Raw genomic sequence first — 16,263 nt, forward strand, 5'->3', positions numbered from 1 at the left:
GCGCGTGCGAAAAACCGCGCGTGAAGCGTCAACCCAAATACAACAACAGAGAAGATGGCACAGACATATTCCCAGCGCGTGCTCGACTTGGTGAAAGCCAAGAACAGCCACGAAAAAGAATTCATCCAGGCCGTTCAGGAAGTGCTCAACACGATTGAGCCGGTTCTGGCCGCGAATTCCAAGTATGAAGACCACGCGATTCTGGAACGGATCGTGGAACCGGAAAGAACCATCCTGTTCCGCGTGCCGTGGATCGACGACCAGGGCAAGGTTCAGGTGAACCGCGGGTACCGTGTGGAATTCAACAGCGCCATCGGGCCGTACAAGGGCGGCCTCCGCTTCCACCCCAGCGTGAACCTCGGCATCCTGAAGTTCCTGGGTTTTGAACAGGTTTTCAAAAACTCCCTCACCACCCTGCCCATGGGCGGCGGCAAGGGCGGCTCCGACTTTGATCCCAAGGGCAAGAGCGACAATGAAGTGATGCGCTTCTGCCAGAGCTTCATGACGGAGCTTCAACGCCACATCGGCGCCAATACGGACGTTCCCGCCGGGGACATTGGCGTAGGTGGCCGAGAAATCGGCTACCTGTTCGGCCAGTACAAGAGAATCCGCAATGAATTCACCGGAGTTCTCACCGGCAAGAGCCTGAACTGGGGCGGCTCCCTCATCCGTCCGGAAGCCACCGGCTACGGCTGCGTGTACTTCGCCCAGAACATGCTGGCTACCCGCAATGACGACTTGCAGGGCAAAATCTGCCTGGTATCCGGCTCCGGCAACGTGGCCCAGTACACCGTGGAAAAACTGAATGAACTGGGCGCGAAGCCCGTCACGATGTCCGACTCCAACGGCTTTATCTACGATCCGGACGGCATTTCTCCGGAAAAACTGGCCTGGGTCATGGAACTCAAGAACAAGCGCCGCGGCCGCATTGCGGAATACGTGAAGCAGTTCCCGAAGGCACAGTACTTTGAAGGCCAGCGTCCCTGGAGCGTCCCGTGCGATTGCGCCTTCCCCTCTGCCACGCAGAATGAAATCAACGGGGAAGACGCCCGCACCCTGATCAAGAACGGCTGTACCCTGGTGGCGGAAGGCGCCAACATGCCCACGGACCTGGAAGGCATTGAAACCTACCTGGCCGCCAAAATCCTGTACGGCCCGGCCAAGGCCGCCAACGCCGGCGGCGTGGCTACCTCCGGTCTGGAAATGTCCCAGAACAGCCAGCGCCTCTCCTGGACGCGCGAGGAAGTGGACCACAAGCTGAAGAGCATCATGGCCAACATCCACGCGAACGCCCTGGCCCATGCCGAGGAATATTCCTCAGACAAATCCTTCACCAACTACGTCACCGGCGCCAACATTGCCGGCTTCGTGAAGGTGGCGGATTCCATGATCGATCAAGGGGTGGTTTGAGCCTGCCTTCTTTCAACGTAAAACACACCATGAAGCGCCGGGTTCGCCCGGCGCTTTTTTATTCTTCCGTAGACCTTGATTCTCCGGAAAACCTCCACGGCCAAAGCAGGAGCACAGAAACCACGCTCCATCAAACGGCAGCCCGGATACCCCGGCCCCATATCCCAGGAAAAACCTTCCCGCCTACTCCTCCAACAGATGGCACACGGCCTGCGCCGCATGTTCCGCGGCTCCCCCCTGCCCCAGCTTGTCAGAGGCGTCTTTCATTTCCGCCAGCAGGGCATCCCTGTTTTCCGGGACCAGCAGGCGTTCTATCTCTTCAATCACCTTGTCCGGCGTAAAATCAAACTGGACCAGCTCCTTTACCACGGGCTTCTGCGCCAGGATATTTACCATGCCGATGAAGCGTATTTTAATAAGCATGCGCGCCATCCAGTACGTCAACAGGGGAACCTTGTACACCAGCATGTACGGGAGCCGGTGCAAGGCGGCCTCCATCGTGGCGGTGCCGGAAGCCACCACCCCCACGGCGGCGCGATCCATCAGTTCATGATAGCCACCCACCGTAATGTGGAACAGTTCCGGCGGCATGCCGGCCTTCCGCGCCATGCCGCGCATTCTTTCCGCAAGCGCCTCCGTGGAGGCGGCGGTTTCAAAGGCCAGTTCCGGCCGTTCCCGGGAAAGGCGGCGGACCACCTCTATAAACACCGGGAAATGCCTGTCAATTTCACGGTTGCGGCTGCCGGGAAAGAGACCTATCAGGGACGTCTCCCGGACATCCTCCTTACGGATGGAAACAATCTCATCCACCAGGGGATGCCCCACGAATTCCGTTTTCAGCCCGGCCTCCTGGAACAGGGGGGCCTCAAAGGGGAAGATGCACATCATCAGGTCCAGCATGCGCACCATCTTGGGAATGCGCCCGCGGTGCCAGGCCCACACCTGCGGGGAGATAAAATAAACGATTTTGGTATGGGGGCAGCACTTGCGGACTTTTTCCGCCAGGCGCAGGTTGAATCCCGGATAGTCAATCAGGATGAGGCAGTCCGGCTGGTCCTGCCGTATACGCTCCAGAATGGAGAGAAAACGTTTCCTGAACCAGCCGTATTTCTTAAGCACCTCCACCACGCCGATGACGGCGGCTTCATCCGCCCAGTCTTCCACGCCGGGGCACAGCGCATGCATGCCGTGGCCGCCCAGCCCCTGGACGTCCGTCCCGGGCATCAGGCGCAGCAGATTCTTCAACAGCAGGGCTCCGTGAATATCCCCGCTCTTCTCTCCCGCTATAATATAAAGCTTCATCACTCTCTGCTGCGGCGCGCGCCGTATGCCTTTTTACCTTACCAGCCCCGTTTCAGCGGCGCAATAAAAGACTTTCCTTTCAAGGATTTTAATGCAAGATACGCGCCGTATGCATGAATTGGTCTCGCTTTGGATGTCCTGGGTGCAGGACTGGGGTTATGTGGGCGTCATCGTCCTGATGGCCATGGAAAGTTCCATCTTTCCCGTCCCCAGTGAGGTAGTCATTCCGCCCGCGGCCATCCTGTCCGCCCAGGACGGAGCGAGCATGAGCTTCTGGGGAGTGGTTATTGCCGGAACGTTCGGTTCCTGGCTGGGGTCCGCCATCACGTACGCCGTAGCCCGCATCGTAGGGCGTCCGGTTATCATGCGCTGGGGCAAATTCTTTTTCATGCCGCCCAACAAGGTGGAGAAGGCGGAAGTCTTCCTCCAGCGGTATGAGGTCTCCGGCGTTTTCTTCGCCCGCCTCCTGCCCGTCATACGCCACTTGATCTCCATTCCCGCGGGGATTGTCCGCATGGGGTTTGGGATTTTCTCCCTGGTTACGGTGCTGGGAGCGTTCGCCTGGTGCACGGTGCTCGCCTGGTACGGTCACCGCATTGGGGAACGGCATCCGGAACTGCTCAAATCTCCGGACGAACTGATCCTCACCGTAAAGAGTGAAAGCCTTCCCCTCATTCTGGCCGTGCTGGTGCTGGCCGTCTGCTACATCATCATGCTGAGGCTGACGGACCGTAAGAAGGCGCAGGATGCCGCCGCAGAGGCCACCCCTGAAAAGGAGCAGTAACCTTCATACTTTTTCCATGAGCGCTTCCAAGGAAGACCGGGCAGCCCGGGCGCTGGACTATTTCCACCAGGGGTACAACTGTTCCCAGTCCGTCTTTGCCGCCTTTGCGGACGTCTGCGGCCTGACTGAAGAAACGGCCCTGAAACTTTCCTCCCCGCTGGGAGCGGGCATAGGCCGCATGCGGGAGGTGTGCGGCGCTTTTTGCGGACTGAGCATGCTGGCCGGCAGCCTGTACGGAAACAGTTCTCCGGAAACCGGGGAAAAGGAAAAAATCTTTTCCCTGGTGCAGTCCCTGGCGGCCTCCTTCAAACAGGAATTCGGCACGCTTTACTGCCGGGAACTGCTGGGCCTGTCTCCGGAACGGCTGGCTGCGGAAACGGCGCGCCCCGGTGAACGGACCGCGGCCTACTACGCCTCACGCCCCTGTGAACGCTGCATTGCCTTCTGCGCCCACCAGGCAGCCGCACTGGAAGCAAGGGCGCAGCATTGAAATGCCCGGTCTCCCCACGCAGGAAAACCGGGCATTTCAATCAGACGGAAAGTACCGTCAATGAGCGCTGCATTTGCCGTCCGGGCAGGAGGCTTTCAGCTTGTCAATTTTTTCATTGGTTTCACCCATCCCTTCGTCGTAGAAGCCCTGTTCATCCGGGGCCAGAACCTGAAGGAGGCGGAGAAATTCGCCCGCGTGCTCCTTTTCTTCATTGGAAATATCCAAAAGAACTTCCTGAGCCAGTTTGTTGTCGATGGATTCGGCAAGCTGGGTATAGAGCTGGATGGCCTCATACTCCGCTGCGATCATGAACCGGATGGCTCTCACCAATTCGTCATGGGTGAGCATCCGGTCTTCCTTCAATCCGCTAAATGCATTTGTAAATTCAGGCATGCAGGTATGACTCAAATCACCACTAATGTATTCAAAATGTTTTTGTCATACATTTTTTGCGACATTCTTTGAACTTTTTTCATAGAAAACGGTCTAATGGGGCAACTCCGCTCTCCGGCAGTTTTAATATGGGGAAACAGCAGTTTTCCGCCCCCTCCGGCCCGGCCTGCCTTCCCCCTGCTGATGTGAAATGAGAGAGACAAGACAGGCCCGCACAATCCGGCAACAGAAAACGCCCACCCCTTCCCTGAAGGAAAAAGCGGGCGTTTTACAGGAGGAGAACGGAAAATCCGTCAATGGGCAGGGGAATTGCTGCATTTGCCGTCCGGGCAGGATGCCTTTAACTTGTCAATTTTTTCATTGGTTTCACCCATCCCTTCGTCGTAGAAGCCCTGTTCATCCGGGGCCAGAACCTGAAGAAGGCGGAGAAATTCGCCCGCGTGCTCCTTTTCTTCATCGGAAATATCCCAAAGAACTTCCTGGGCCAGTTTATTGTCAATGGAGGCGGCAAGCTGGGTATAGAGCTGGATGGATTCATATTCCGCTGCGATCATAAACCGGATGGCTCTCACCAATTCGTCATGGGTGAGCATCCGGTCTTCCTTCAATCCGCTAAATGCATTTGTAAATTCAGGCATACCAGTAGGACCGGATAAACAAATTCTTCATTCAATATGCTTTTGTCATAAATTTCCTACGGATTCTTTTGAGCCAGCATCATGGAAAAGAGTTTCATGAAAATTCCCCTCCTTTCCTATAAAATACGGCAGGAGCCGCGGTTTCAGCACCGCAGCTCCTGCCCAGAATCCCGGTTGGGTGTAACGCCTTACCTGGCCTCCGCGGGCTTGGGAGCGTACTTCTTGAAAAACTCAACGTATTGGACAGGAGTCCGGCCGGGAACATAACCCGTGCGGCCCAGCTCCTTTCCCTTGGCGTCTACCACCACCATGGCGGGAACGCCGCGGATGCCATATTCCTTAGCTTCCTTGGATTTGCTGAAATCCGGACTGCCAAACTCAAACTTGACGCCGATGGCCACACCATCCATGCCTTGTTTGAACTCTTTCTTGGAAAGAATTTCCTTCTCCAGCTTAATGCAGTAACCGCACCAGGACGTTCCCGTGAAAAGAAGGACAATGGGAAGGCCCGTCTCCTCCGACTGCTTCTGGGCGCTCTTCATGCTCTTGCCCCACTTGAACTTTACCTTGGCGGCCTTGGCCGCTTTTGCGGCGGCTTCCTTGTCAGACGGAAGATCCTGGGCCATGGAAACGCCGGAAACACTGAATCCGAGCACGGCGCATAATGCAAAAATTAAATGTCTGTTCATCACATTTGGGAGTGGTTCCCTGCAAATTAACAGGAAATGGCAGCATAGGAAGACAAATCAGCGTCTTTCCCATATGGGAGGGAACCTATTTCCTCCTGAAATGGGCTCTCTTCTAAAAAAAGTATTGCTCTTTCCACTCCAATCGGGTAATAATCCGCCCGCACTTCCAAACGCGCGGTTAGCTCAGTGGTAGAGCAACACCTTGACATGGTGGAGGTCGTAGGTTCAAATCCTATACCGCGTACCACTTTCCTTAAAATCCCGTCCCTTTCCGGACGGGATTTTTTTATTCCGGCACGCAGCACTTCCAAATTTTCTCCTGCATCTCCGTCGGCACGGCCTGGAAAAAAAGGTTCATCCGGGGAGGCATCCCGCTCCTACAGATAGGGAAAAAGAGGCCGGGAAAAATGGCGCTTGCAGCGTCTGCGAAAGGAAAGGCAAAAAATCTTTTCCCATCTTTTTTTGAACACAACCCCACTCTCAGGACGCTAATAGTGTGAAGGCAGATGAAGGCCGCAGCCCTTAACCCTCCTTCCCTGATGAAATAATGACCATTAAAAGCCCGGCGGAGGTAACCCCTCCGCCGGGCTTTCTGTTGACAAGAGGACCGTCAGGCAATCCACGGATCACCGGGACGTCAGGCGGTCATACAATTCATTGGCGTACCTGTGGTTGGGATGGTTCACGCTCATATACGCATCATAAAGCGGGTGGGAAGGGTCTGACTCCATGCGCATGGCCTCCTCCGCAGGAGAAGGCGTACCGTTTCCCGAATGATGAAGGGGCGCTTCATCCAGCAGGCGGGAGGCCTGGAACAGCAGCCGGATGACGTCCGGATTGGAACCGAGCTCCGGATGGTCAAGCAGGGCGTCCGCATCCACGCCCGTCTCTGACGCAAGCCGCTGGAGAGCGGCAGTGGCCCGGCCCATATTACGCTCATAATTGGCGCCCCATTCCTGCTGCAGTGACTGTTCCGCCCGGGTTTCCATCTCCAGCCGGGAATCCTCCACCTGTTCCCTGGCTTCCTCATACGCCTGGGACATCGTCTCCTGAAGAGCATTCATGGCCTCCGGGGGCACGCCGTAGCGGTAGGCCGTGCGGGCCATGCGTTCCGCCAGTCCGGCGTTCCACTCGTTTTCCGGCGTGGATTCCGGACGCTCCAGGCGGTATTCCTCCTCCGACTCCGGAAGTCCGGCCATCCGCCGGAACCGTTCCATCTGCTCCTCATTCTCCACACCGGGATAATGCCGCATGCGTTCCAGCTCTGCGTAACTCTTCGCCAGAGCCTCCGGCGTCTTAAACTTGGAAAGGGACTTCTCCATCCCCTTCAGCTCATCAAAACGGGCATACCAATCCGGGACAAAACCCCCGTCCTCCCCCAGAAGGCCGGGAAGAGGCTCGGACTGTGCGGGAGCTGCGGATGAAATTTCCGCCTCCGGGGAAACTGCCCCGGAAAAATCCGCTTCCCCGGAGGGAGCGGCCGTATTGTTATCAATGGAATCAATCATTTTTTTCTTCTGCTGTGGATTCTTTAATGGCTAGTTGGAGCTGGCGGCGGATGTACAGGAATATCTCCCTGTAGGCATCCCGCCTCATGGCATCTAGGGGGTCGTAACTCCCGGGACTTCCTTGAAAAACGGGCAAATCAGTCTGGAAGCGAGCCTCCAGAAAGGTCAGCGCCTCCCGCCCGTCCGGGGTGTCAAACACCCGGAGAAGCTGGCGCCTTTTAAGACGGGCCTCCCTGAGGGAAGCCTCCTGCTGCAATGTCATATCCTGGTTCATTCCTGAATCGCGGTTAACTGGTCAAGCAAGGGATTAAGGGAAGCGTACGGATCCTCTTCCGCCGGGGCCTGCGCGGCCTCCTGCTGGCGGTCCGCACGCTCCTTCCGCATGGCCTGGACGTCAGCCCAGGGCCTCAGCATGCTCTCCGGAGCGCCGTCCACACGGGTGGACAGGCGGAAGCAATGATCCCAGTCCACATGGTCCGCCAGGTCCGGAGCGGCCTGCATCATCATATTCAGGCGTTGAAGGCTGCGGTCCATGCCTTCGCTCTGCAAACGCCTGAGAACCAGCGCTATCTTTGACTGGTACACCACTCTGGGTTCCCCAACGGTGACGGAACCGCCCCTGCCTTCCCGCAGCACGGCACGCGGAGGCCTGGGGAACCTGCCCATGCGGAACAGCAGGGAGAAAATGCGCGTCATGGTAGAATACAGGTCACTCACGAACAGCGTGAAGGATGGTGAAAACATCAGCACGCGTTCATTCTCCCGCGCCATCACCTCCGTGGCTGTCATGCTGCCGCGGTGGCCGCTCCAGAGCTCCAGCATGGGCAGGTAATAGGCACGGCGTATGGCGTCCTGCTTCTGCGCCAGGCGGTCCATGCCTATGTCATACCTGCCCTGCGTGGCCCACTCCCGGGGGAGGTGGAGGGAAGCGGCCTCCGGCGTGATGACGGTTCTGCCGCCGGCACGCAGGTCCACCTCTCCGATCTGGTTGGCCAGCTCCAGAATGCGGGGGAAGGCGGCCACCTCCCCCAAGGTGTCCAGAATGCGGTTCAGGAACTGCACCTGCTGAATGGCGGGAAACACCAGCCTGCCGGGAGCCAGGCCGTACGGGCCGCTGCCCCATTTCAGGAAACGGGTCACCAGGTACGGAAACTCCATGTATCCCCCTTCCTCCACGATCACCTGGTCATCCAGGGACAGGTAAACGCTCTCAAACGGCATGTGGGCGGCCTGTTCCCTGCGGCGGCTGCGCCGGGTGCGCGGACGCACCACATGCAGGAACCTCAGGGACGTGGCGTATGGATTGCCGCCGCGTTCCAGCGCCTCCCGCGCCCGGGGGCCCAGCGCCTTCAGGCCGAACATGGAACGCGCCTGGTGGGCGGTATAGGTAAACTCCCGCACGTAAGTATCCACCCGGCCTTCCGCATTCTCCGCACAGGCGAACTGCCCGCACGGAATATTCGTGAACAGCAATCTGCCGTCCGACGAATTCCCGGTGAACAGGCTGCCCGTTCCCAAAGCCACGCGATCCAAGAAACACTCATGGATCTCCGTATAAAAATTGGAAACGGACAGCTCCTTCAAGGCAATCTCCGAACACTGGTTATACCAGGCCTCCGCCTCATCGCCGCCGTGGTCATCCGGAGCGGACCACTTGAACCACACGTCATGGCTGGGCGTAATATAGGACATATGGCCGCTGGCCAGCTTCTGGCACGCCTCCACGGCGGTGGTATCCGTCATGCGGTCCATGGCGTCCCTGCTGGGCAGGGAAACATCCCCTTCCCGGTTCAGGCGCCGCGGCAGCACGTAATCCCTCAAACGGTCCCACCACGTCTCCCAGGGAGCGCGCTGGGCGGCCAGGGACTTGTACACGGAATTCAACTCCGCAACTCTCTCTTCCATGGCGGCGGCTATCCCAGGGTTTTCCTAAGCAGGGTACGTGGATTGGCCTCCTCCTGCCCAGCGGAAGAATGGCGGCGGGCCAGAATGGTGGAAATCATCCCCTGCCTCTGGCGCTCCCGTGCCTGGTAATCCTCTCCTACTTCCTCACCCACGCTCTCCGCCTTCACTGGAATGGTCTGCTCCGGCGCGGGAGTGGACGGTGTGGATGGTTTCATGAATCCCATAATCTCTTTTTCTTTCTATGCATGGTTTTATTAATGGCCCGTTCCGTTTACCGGAATAAATGGCTCCGTGGGGGTCCGGACGCCTGCCGCACGGACAAGCCATGCGGAGCAGGCGCCGTCTCACCGTAAAGGAAAAGGGCATGCTCTTCACCTGCCCGGAAACTTCCGGACCGGTGCATGCATCTATCAAATAGATGAATGGCAGGAAAATGCACCTGGGGAAAAAACGGCCGCATACATGCCACCGGTGGCACAAAAGAGGGCACTCCCAAACAAGATGCATTACACTGCCAAATCCGGCAAACATGTGGCGTTATGACTCATGAATCCTTACTTCAGCCGGATACCCCCTCCGCGCTGGATATTTGCAACGCGGCGCTCTCCAAAATAGGGGAAGCGCCGCTGGATGCGCTGATTGCCAATGAATCCACGGCATCCCGTCTCTGCGTTCTTCACTACCACCCGGCCCGGAGAGAAACCCTCTGCATGGCGCGCTGGACCTTCGCCACCACGCAGGCCATGCTGGACTCCGTCTCCGCCCAGGCTCCCAACTCCCTGACCCCCTACCAGTTCACGCTGCCTGCGGACTGCCTGCGCGTGCTGGATGTGGAATGTACGGAATGGAAAATGCAAGGGCGCCGCATCCATGCCTCACGCGCTCCGCTGCCTATGAGCTACATTGCGGACATTGAAGACGCAAACCAATTTGATCCCCTCTTCATGGACGCCCTGGCTACGCGCCTGGCGGAGAAACTGGCCATGCCCATGACGGGAAACCAGAGCCTGCGCCAGAACCTTCACCAGGAATTCCATAAAATCATTCTTCCGCAGGCAGCCACCGTCAACGCCGTGCAATCCTTCTCCAACGACTCCCACCCCCTGCTGGACCTGCTGAGGAAAATCAAATCCCCCACCTGCTCGGAAGAATATGAATAACAGGAGAATAACACGGGAACAACATAACGATAACTTGTGAATACACGCTGATGAAAGCACTGGACTTCATACAGATATTCGCCACTAACGTCCGCAGGATGGACTTCCGCCTCAGCAGCGCCCAGGTCATTCTGGCCGTCATCGCCGGATACAGGCGCCACAGCACCATCACGGAGGCCACCCGCCTGCACCCCAATACCGTCACCAACATCCTGCAGGACCTCATCGCTCAGGGATACGTCAACCGGTTCGGAGACTGCCGACCTTACGTGTACCGCCCCACGGCGGAAGGCGAGCAGCTGGCCGGAAACCTGCTGGACAAAAATACCCTCCCCGGCACATGAAGGACTCCCTGCTCAGCACGGAAGAAAAACGCCGCTGGCTCGCCCGGGTCTTCCGGGATACGGACGGCGAATACTCCCAGGCAGATAAATTCAAGGCCCTGGTGGAAGACACCAAGCTGGCTGCCCTCCAGCAGGAAGAAGAGGAATTCAGACGCAGGCAGGAAACGGGAGCCGCAACGCAGGACCCCATTCTGGCCCTGCTCCAGGCTATCCCGCCCGCAGAACTCAATCTGGACGACCAGGCTCCTTCCTGAAATCTAATGCTGCATCACCACAAAAAAGCTCTCCAGACCAAACAAGCCTGGAGAGCTTTTTCATTGTCAGGCAACAGTACGCACTCCATGCGGAGTGCGACTAGGTGATTGCGTTGTGTGCAATAACTGTGGATGGTTTCAATCCACGCACTCCGTGCGGAGTGCGACCCGGAACTATCAGCCTCATAAAGCGTAATCCGGAGTTTCAATCCACGCACTCCGTGCGGAGTGCGACAGATGCTCCTCAAATCGTCTTCTTCCTTACTCCGGTTTCAATCCACGCACTCCGTGCGGAGTGCGACGCTTGTCCGCAATCGGTGCCTCACTGGAGGCAAGGTTTCAATCCACGCACTCCGTGCGGAGTGCGACGCTTCCGGCGGCCATGTCATAGGACGTGACCAGGTTTCAATCCACGCACTCCGTGCGGAGTGCGACTTGTGAAGCGCGCCGGCTCGGTGGCAAAGCTGGGTTTCAATCCACGCACTCCGTGCGGAGTGCGACCTAAAAATGAATTACTTATGTACTATTTACAATGTTTCAATCCACGCACTCCGTGCGGAGTGCGACTGCCTTGCTTGGTTAAATCTGTATGACGGATTGGGTTTCAATCCACGCACTCCGTGCGGAGTGCGACAGCAGACATTCGCACCAATGGAGGACAGCGGAAAGTTTCAATCCACGCACTCCGTGTGGAGTGCGACTGCGTATGATCATATGCACTGTTACTCAACAGCGCAAACGATACTTTGCGCCAACCTCCCGGAGAAGACCGTCATTGCACGGTCTCCCTCTCTAGGCGATCATCTGTCAATATTCAATTTCCAACGCGTTACACCAATCGCCGGCCTCCCGGGAAATTTGTGTGAGCTTGGGATTGGCGCAAAGGCCGTGTTCAACAGTCTTTAAATAATCAAGGGGCCGGAAATATCATAGCTTTTTTCCTTCCCCAATTGTTCTATTTTATGATGCCAATTGGAACCCATGTGATAAATCCTCAGGCTGTCGCTTTCGTTATCAATAATTTTAAGCAGCTTGCTTCTGATGTCAACCAATTGGGCCGGAGACAGCTCACATTCAAATACGGAATTCTGCACCCTCTGCCCGATATTTTCACAGGCGCGGGCAACCTGGCGCAAGCGGCGCTGCCCTGCCTTATCCTCCGTGGAGACGTCATAAGTAATGAGAATGTACATGGTTTACTTACTGATAAAGGGAGGATAGCAATCCAAATCATCACGCAGGTGGCGTGCCATTAAAAGAGCCTGAATATGAATCAGCAATCCCAGTGTGGTCTTTTCCTGAAGGAAAGGATGGACCAGAACGGTCTTCTTCCGTTCCTGCCAGGCGTTCAATACTTTCTTACGGGAGTCTTCCTTCAGGAAAACGGCTCCGGACTCTTCCTTGTCAAAATCATCTGCGGTAATCTGCCTGCGGTTAATCAGGGTAAGCGCCAGGCGATCAGCCAGAGGAGCCCGGAACTCCTCCATCAGATCAAGGGCCATACCGGGACGCCCCGGACGGTCACGGTGCAAAAAGCCGGCGGCGGCATCAATGCCGGAGCTTTCCAGGGCGGACCGGGCATCATGGCACAACAAACTGTACAGAAAAGATAGCAGGGCATTAAAACAATCCCTGGGAGGGCGCCTGTTGCGGCCTTCAAACACCAGCTCCGGATCTTCCGTCCTCTGGCAATGGGAAAGGCAGGAAAAATATGTTTCTGCCGCAGAGCCTTCAATCCCCCGCAGGGTGTCGCCGGATTCGCAGACGCGAGCCATGCGGCAAAAGGCCGCCAGACGGTCCACCGCCTCTGACAAATCCTTCCCGTATGTTCTCTGCGCCCTTAAAAGCAGACTGCGGCAGTTCGCAATCTTGGCTGCAATCATTTCCCGTGCCACGCCAACCCACCTTGTCTCATCATCAGCCCAGCGGTACTGCTCCCGGCGCAGCAGGATATTTCCCTTCATGAAGCCTTGCACGCCGGCCAGGAATTTTCCATAAGGATTACAGAAGGAAAGGGTGACGCCGCGTTCAGCACAGGCCCCCATCAAATAAGGGGAAACTCCTATGTCCCACCCCAGCGTCACGATGCCCTCCAAATTATGCAGAGGTACCCGCAACAGGCACTGGCCTTCAGAATTCACTTTCACGGTATCGCCGTCCTTGGACAGCCAGCATCCCTCCAGTGTAACAAACAAGGTATTTAAATGCTTCTTCATAAATCATCAGCTTCACTTGCGCTAAGGCTGTCTTCAAACACATCATCCACCCGGGCCTTCATGGTCTGCCTGTGTTCCCGGCACACGGCAGGCAGGCAGTCATTGACCAGGGAACAGGACTTGCAGCCCCTGGAATAATGGGGCAGCGGCGTAACCACGCCCGTCAGTACTTTTCTGGCATCACAGATAACCTGGGCCGTCAGGGAACGCAATTCCTCGTCAAATAACACTTCAAGCCTTCTCTGGGTTTTTCCGTAAAATAGAAAGCCGGAAGTAATTACTACGCTGAACATCTCCTCCAGACACAGTGCCTGGGCGCACACCTGCACTTCATCCGCACGGTGCGGCTTGGGCTTGCCCACCTTGTACTCCACGGGAGTCATGGACACTACCTCACCGCCCTTTTTATTATAAACGGCTTCCACCACATCCGCAATACCGTGAATACCCCACTGTCCGGAAGAAACGTGCAGAGAGCGCAGCACTTTTTTCAATCCACGGTTTTCCGTTATTCCCGAATCGGCCCGTTCATGAAATACATTCCCCTCTGCCGTGAACTGGTTCTCCTCCCATGCGCATTCCAGATGAATCAGAGCGCACTGCCTGGGACAATACAGGTAATGCTGCAATGCCGCCAAGGGTACGGAATATGAGAGACGAGTACTCATAAAATAGAAACAGGCATCTGGCGAAAAAACATCTCATACTTCGGCACCGGACTCAATGTATAATGTAAAAAATATTTAAATATATATTGATTTTCCCAACATTTTCATGCCACATATACGTAATATGAATAATGAGAAATTTCATATTGCCCACCGTAAATGGTTGGACAATGAAACGTCTGTAGACGAGCCTCTTTACACATTTCCAAATGATAAGACAGATGTCCCAGGACATCTGAACATGGTACAGTATTATGTGGGTCAATTGACCAAGGAGTTACCTGAGTCCATACGTGAAGCATGGCTCCAATGGGCTGAAGCCGCCGCACTCTGGCACGATCTGGGAAAGTTTTCCGAGGAATTCCAACGGCATATATGCCTTTCTTCGTCTTCTTCAGAAACTGTGGAACAACATTCTGGCAAAAAAGTAGACCACTCCACTGCCGGAGCAAAACACGCCAGCACCCATTGGGGCACCTCCAAAATACCCTATGGAGATATGCTGGCTTACGTCATTGCAGGCCATCATGCAGGACTTCCCAACGGCGCCGACCTTTTCCTTGAACGGTTTTACAAGGATATCCCCGAGTGGGAATCCTACGCTCCTGCCGAAGTATGTTCCTTCATAGAGCCTTCGCCTCCGCTTCTCTGGCACAAAAAATCGCAAACCTCAAACCGCAATTTCGGATTTGGTGTAGCCATGCAAATACGCATGCTTTTCTCCTTTCTGACCGACAGTGATTTTCTGGGAACTGAACACTTCATGTCCCGGGAGAAACGAAGCATGAGACCATCCTGGCCCGAAGATATCCTGGAACAAATGAGCCGCAGGGTTGAAACACATTTGAGCAATATGGAGGATGCTCCGGATCCTGCTCCTATTCAACATCTGCGGCACAGGATACATCATCAATGTTTCACCCGGGCGCAGGTTCCTCAGGGAATCTACCAACTCAATGTTCCTACGGGCGGGGGGAAAACCCTTTCTTCCCTCAGTTTTGCGCTTGCCCATGCCAGACACCGCCACATGAGACGCGTAATCTACGTGATCCCCTTTACGAGCATTATTGACCAGACATCGCGCACCTTTAGAGAGGTCATGGCTCCCTTGGAAGAACAATTCGGAATGGAATGCGTATTGGAACATCACTCCAATCTAGCGGCGGATAAAGACACGGAGAGAGTCAGGCTGATGTCGGAAAACTGGGATGCACCCTTGATTGTTACCACCAGTGTCCAATTTTTCGAATCCCTGTTTTCCAACAAGCCGTCCACTTGCAGAAAACTGCATAGCATCGCCAATTCCGTTATTATTTTTGATGAAGCCCAAAGCCTGCCTTCACACTTGCTGGCACCGTGCCTGGAAGCCATGAAAACCCTTGAAAAGGATTATGACTGTACCCTGGTACTTTGCACGGCAACCCAGCCAGCTCTTGCTCTCAAGGAGGAATTTCCCATTGGCTGGCCTGCCGAAGAATTAACCAGCCTGCTTGGGACCGACTTCGAACGCCAGCTGGAGCTCTCCATGCAGCGTGTAACCATACAGCACCTGGGAAAGATGGATCAGTGCTCTCTTATCAAACATTGGAAAACGCTCCCGGATGAATCCGCCTTGTTTATTGTCAACACTACCAAGGAAGCCCAATACCTGTTTGACACCTTTTCCTCCCAGACCTCCACACATATTCTCCACCTTTCCGCCAGAATGTACCCCAGCCACCGGGAGAAGGTCATTAAAACCGTCAAGAGGGAGCTGGAGCAGGGAAAAAATCTTATTCTTATTGCTACCAGGGTTATTGAAGCGGGTATAGATATTTCCTTCCCCGTAGTTTACAGAGCCTGTGCCGGAATTGATTCCATCGCCCAGGCGGCCGGCCGCTGCAACCGCCATGGCGAGAGGGAGGGAAAAGGTCTCGTTTTCATTTATGAATCCACGGATTTTCCTATTCCTGGAATCCTGGACGACCTCCGGGCAGCTGCTTCCGCCACCCGGGAGGTCCTGGCCAAAGTCCCGGATGCAGACCTTCTTGCTCCTGAAATTTCCAATCTGTTTTTCAGGACCTATTACAATAACCGTAAAGACCAGACAAACCATTGGGACAGCAAGAATATTATGGAAATGACCTTATGCACCCCCATCCCGGAAAAAGTATTCAAGTCTTTTAAATTCAAAGATATTGATAAAAGTTTCAAAATGATTCCTGATACATCCCGCTCAATAATGGTCGCCATAGAAGAGGAAGCGTGTAACATCCGGAAACGCCTGAAGATTCTGGATTCCCAGGGACTCTACCCGGACAAAAACCTGCGGCGTAAAATTCAGCGGTACAGCGTACAAGTATATGATAACGAATGGCCTGTTTTACAAGATCATGGCATCGACTCATACATTGACGATACCATTCACGTTCTTCAGCCCTCCCAGGATGTTTACGATGAGCACAAAGGGATTTTATCCTTGCGGCAAAGCGATCCAGCGTATATAGGTTTTATCTGTTAGCC

Annotated in this window: 18 protein-coding genes, 1 tRNA gene and 1 CRISPR repeat array; of the genes, 8 read left to right on the plus strand and 11 right to left on the minus strand. The window is 55.4% G+C overall.

Annotated features, from left to right (window positions below):
* Positions 1–54: 54 nt before the first annotated feature.
* Positions 55–1,410, plus strand: coding sequence for an NADP-specific glutamate dehydrogenase (gene gdhA / locus CXU21_RS10150; RefSeq protein ID WP_102715689.1), 1,356 nt, complete (start codon positions 55–57; stop codon positions 1,408–1,410).
* 183 nt (positions 1,411–1,593) lie between these two features.
* Here gdhA and lpxB read toward each other — a convergent pair whose 3' ends face one another.
* Positions 1,594–2,712 carry a lipid-A-disaccharide synthase gene (gene lpxB, locus CXU21_RS10155; RefSeq protein ID WP_102725957.1) on the minus strand — a complete coding sequence of 373 codons (1,119 nt, stop codon included), beginning with the start codon at positions 2,710–2,712 and terminating at the stop codon, positions 1,594–1,596.
* A gap of 109 nt (positions 2,713–2,821) precedes the next feature.
* Between lpxB and CXU21_RS10160 the strand changes: the two genes are divergently transcribed.
* Both CXU21_RS10160 and CXU21_RS10165 read left to right on the plus strand, forming a co-directional pair.
* Positions 2,822–3,496 (plus strand): DedA family protein, encoded by a 675-nt coding sequence (locus tag CXU21_RS10160; RefSeq protein WP_257997389.1) that lies wholly within the window; start codon positions 2,822–2,824, stop codon positions 3,494–3,496.
* A gap of 16 nt (positions 3,497–3,512) precedes the next feature.
* Positions 3,513–3,986, plus strand: coding sequence for a C-GCAxxG-C-C family protein (locus CXU21_RS10165; protein WP_102725959.1), 474 nt, complete (start codon positions 3,513–3,515; stop codon positions 3,984–3,986).
* Positions 3,987–4,043: 57 nt separating this feature from the next.
* Here the strand turns inward: CXU21_RS10165 and CXU21_RS10170 are convergent, their stop codons facing one another.
* The 3 genes from CXU21_RS10170 to CXU21_RS10180 form a co-directional block, all read right to left on the minus strand.
* Positions 4,044–4,379 (minus strand): ferritin family protein, encoded by a 336-nt coding sequence (locus CXU21_RS10170; protein ID WP_102715681.1) that lies wholly within the window; start codon positions 4,377–4,379, stop codon positions 4,044–4,046.
* Positions 4,380–4,672: 293 nt separating this feature from the next.
* Complete coding sequence (locus CXU21_RS10175; RefSeq protein ID WP_102715679.1) at positions 4,673–5,017, minus strand: ferritin family protein; 345 nt, start codon at positions 5,015–5,017, stop codon at positions 4,673–4,675.
* A gap of 188 nt (positions 5,018–5,205) precedes the next feature.
* Positions 5,206–5,706, minus strand: coding sequence for a thioredoxin family protein (locus CXU21_RS10180; protein ID WP_102725960.1), 501 nt, complete (start codon positions 5,704–5,706; stop codon positions 5,206–5,208).
* A 172-nt stretch (positions 5,707–5,878) separates the two neighbouring features.
* On the opposite strand from CXU21_RS10180, the gene CXU21_RS10185 reads away from it, so the two are divergent.
* Positions 5,879–5,953, plus strand: a tRNA-Val gene (locus CXU21_RS10185).
* Between the two features lie 379 nt (positions 5,954–6,332).
* Here CXU21_RS10185 and CXU21_RS10190 read toward each other — a convergent pair.
* From CXU21_RS10190 to CXU21_RS10205, 4 genes are read right to left on the minus strand one after another with little or no spacing between them, the layout of a single operon-like run.
* Entirely contained in the window at positions 6,333–7,214 is an 882-nt protein-coding gene (locus CXU21_RS10190) for a hypothetical protein (RefSeq protein WP_102725961.1), read from the minus strand.
* Positions 7,207–7,488 (minus strand): hypothetical protein, encoded by a 282-nt coding sequence (locus tag CXU21_RS10195; protein ID WP_102715673.1) that lies wholly within the window; start codon positions 7,486–7,488, stop codon positions 7,207–7,209. The genes CXU21_RS10190 and CXU21_RS10195 overlap by 8 nt, the downstream gene beginning before the upstream one ends.
* Complete coding sequence (locus CXU21_RS10200) at positions 7,485–9,119, minus strand: portal protein (RefSeq protein ID WP_102725962.1); 1,635 nt, start codon at positions 9,117–9,119, stop codon at positions 7,485–7,487. The genes CXU21_RS10195 and CXU21_RS10200 overlap by 4 nt, the downstream gene beginning before the upstream one ends.
* 8 nt (positions 9,120–9,127) lie before the next feature.
* Positions 9,128–9,334: a hypothetical protein gene (locus CXU21_RS10205; protein WP_146016823.1), complete on the minus strand. Its 207-nt coding sequence runs from the start codon at positions 9,332–9,334 to the stop codon at positions 9,128–9,130.
* Between the two features lie 324 nt (positions 9,335–9,658).
* Between CXU21_RS10205 and CXU21_RS10210 the strand changes: the two genes are divergently transcribed.
* Genes CXU21_RS10210 through CXU21_RS10220 form a run of 3 tightly spaced genes read left to right on the plus strand, consistent with a single transcriptional unit; the run spans position 9,659 to position 10,877 of the window.
* On the plus strand, positions 9,659–10,279 hold the full coding sequence (locus CXU21_RS10210; protein WP_180972775.1) for a hypothetical protein: 621 nt from the start codon (positions 9,659–9,661) through the stop codon (positions 10,277–10,279).
* A 50-nt stretch (positions 10,280–10,329) separates the two neighbouring features.
* On the plus strand, positions 10,330–10,623 hold the full coding sequence (locus tag CXU21_RS10215; protein WP_102715665.1) for a MarR family winged helix-turn-helix transcriptional regulator: 294 nt from the start codon (positions 10,330–10,332) through the stop codon (positions 10,621–10,623).
* Positions 10,620–10,877 (plus strand): hypothetical protein, encoded by a 258-nt coding sequence (locus CXU21_RS10220; protein WP_102715663.1) that lies wholly within the window; start codon positions 10,620–10,622, stop codon positions 10,875–10,877. The genes CXU21_RS10215 and CXU21_RS10220 overlap by 4 nt, the downstream gene beginning before the upstream one ends.
* A gap of 135 nt (positions 10,878–11,012) precedes the next feature.
* Positions 11,013–11,578: a CRISPR direct-repeat array (repeat unit 33 nt; unit sequence GTTTCAATCCACGCACTCCGTGCGGAGTGCGAC).
* A 201-nt stretch (positions 11,579–11,779) separates the two neighbouring features.
* Here CXU21_RS10220 and cas2 read toward each other — a convergent pair.
* The 3 genes from cas2 to cas4 are packed head-to-tail and all read right to left on the minus strand — an operon-like array spanning position 11,780 to position 13,761.
* Positions 11,780–12,070, minus strand: coding sequence for a CRISPR-associated endonuclease Cas2 (gene cas2, locus CXU21_RS10225; protein WP_102715661.1), 291 nt, complete (start codon positions 12,068–12,070; stop codon positions 11,780–11,782).
* 3 nt (positions 12,071–12,073) lie between these two features.
* Positions 12,074–13,093 (minus strand): type I-C CRISPR-associated endonuclease Cas1c, encoded by a 1,020-nt coding sequence (cas1c, locus tag CXU21_RS10230; RefSeq protein ID WP_102725964.1) that lies wholly within the window; start codon positions 13,091–13,093, stop codon positions 12,074–12,076.
* A complete protein-coding gene (cas4, locus tag CXU21_RS10235; RefSeq protein ID WP_102725965.1) occupies positions 13,090–13,761 on the minus strand; it encodes a CRISPR-associated protein Cas4 in 672 nt (223 codons plus the stop codon). The genes cas1c and cas4 overlap by 4 nt, the downstream gene beginning before the upstream one ends.
* 124 nt (positions 13,762–13,885) lie before the next feature.
* On the opposite strand from cas4, the gene cas3 reads away from it, so the two are divergent.
* On the plus strand, positions 13,886–16,261 hold the full coding sequence (gene cas3, locus CXU21_RS10240) for a CRISPR-associated helicase Cas3' (protein WP_180972776.1): 2,376 nt from the start codon (positions 13,886–13,888) through the stop codon (positions 16,259–16,261).
* Positions 16,262–16,263 lie beyond the last annotated feature (2 nt).

Source organism: Akkermansia muciniphila, assembly GCF_002884975.1.
GTDB classification, from domain to species: Bacteria; Verrucomicrobiota; Verrucomicrobiia; order Verrucomicrobiales; family Akkermansiaceae; genus Akkermansia; species Akkermansia muciniphila_C.

What these genes read in the sequence shown, in the direction of transcription:
- CXU21_RS10195 (WP_102715673.1), bottom strand. Translation starts at nt 7,488, where the DNA reads ATGAACCAGGATATGACATTGCAGCAGGAGGCTTCCCTCAGGGAGGCC.
- CXU21_RS10190 (WP_102725961.1), bottom strand. Translation starts at nt 7,214, where the DNA reads ATGATTGATTCCATTGATAACAATACGGCCGCTCCCTCCGGGGAAGCG.
- CXU21_RS10210 (WP_180972775.1), top strand. Translation starts at nt 9,659, where the DNA reads ATGACTCATGAATCCTTACTTCAGCCGGATACCCCCTCCGCGCTGGAT.
- CXU21_RS10215 (WP_102715665.1), top strand. Translation starts at nt 10,330, where the DNA reads ATGAAAGCACTGGACTTCATACAGATATTCGCCACTAACGTCCGCAGG.
- CXU21_RS10205 (WP_146016823.1), bottom strand. Translation starts at nt 9,334, where the DNA reads ATGAAACCATCCACACCGTCCACTCCCGCGCCGGAGCAGACCATTCCA.
- cas1c (WP_102725964.1), bottom strand. Translation starts at nt 13,093, where the DNA reads ATGAAGAAGCATTTAAATACCTTGTTTGTTACACTGGAGGGATGCTGG.
- lpxB (WP_102725957.1), bottom strand. Translation starts at nt 2,712, where the DNA reads ATGAAGCTTTATATTATAGCGGGAGAGAAGAGCGGGGATATTCACGGA.
- gdhA (WP_102715689.1), top strand. Translation starts at nt 55, where the DNA reads ATGGCACAGACATATTCCCAGCGCGTGCTCGACTTGGTGAAAGCCAAG.
- cas4 (WP_102725965.1), bottom strand. Translation starts at nt 13,761, where the DNA reads ATGAGTACTCGTCTCTCATATTCCGTACCCTTGGCGGCATTGCAGCAT.
- CXU21_RS10220 (WP_102715663.1), top strand. Translation starts at nt 10,620, where the DNA reads ATGAAGGACTCCCTGCTCAGCACGGAAGAAAAACGCCGCTGGCTCGCC.
- cas3 (WP_180972776.1), top strand. Translation starts at nt 13,886, where the DNA reads ATGAATAATGAGAAATTTCATATTGCCCACCGTAAATGGTTGGACAAT.
- CXU21_RS10200 (WP_102725962.1), bottom strand. Translation starts at nt 9,119, where the DNA reads ATGGAAGAGAGAGTTGCGGAGTTGAATTCCGTGTACAAGTCCCTGGCC.
- CXU21_RS10175 (WP_102715679.1), bottom strand. Translation starts at nt 5,017, where the DNA reads ATGCCTGAATTTACAAATGCATTTAGCGGATTGAAGGAAGACCGGATG.
- cas2 (WP_102715661.1), bottom strand. Translation starts at nt 12,070, where the DNA reads ATGTACATTCTCATTACTTATGACGTCTCCACGGAGGATAAGGCAGGG.
- CXU21_RS10165 (WP_102725959.1), top strand. Translation starts at nt 3,513, where the DNA reads ATGAGCGCTTCCAAGGAAGACCGGGCAGCCCGGGCGCTGGACTATTTC.
- CXU21_RS10160 (WP_257997389.1), top strand. Translation starts at nt 2,822, where the DNA reads ATGCATGAATTGGTCTCGCTTTGGATGTCCTGGGTGCAGGACTGGGGT.
- CXU21_RS10180 (WP_102725960.1), bottom strand. Translation starts at nt 5,706, where the DNA reads ATGAACAGACATTTAATTTTTGCATTATGCGCCGTGCTCGGATTCAGT.
- CXU21_RS10170 (WP_102715681.1), bottom strand. Translation starts at nt 4,379, where the DNA reads ATGCCTGAATTTACAAATGCATTTAGCGGATTGAAGGAAGACCGGATG.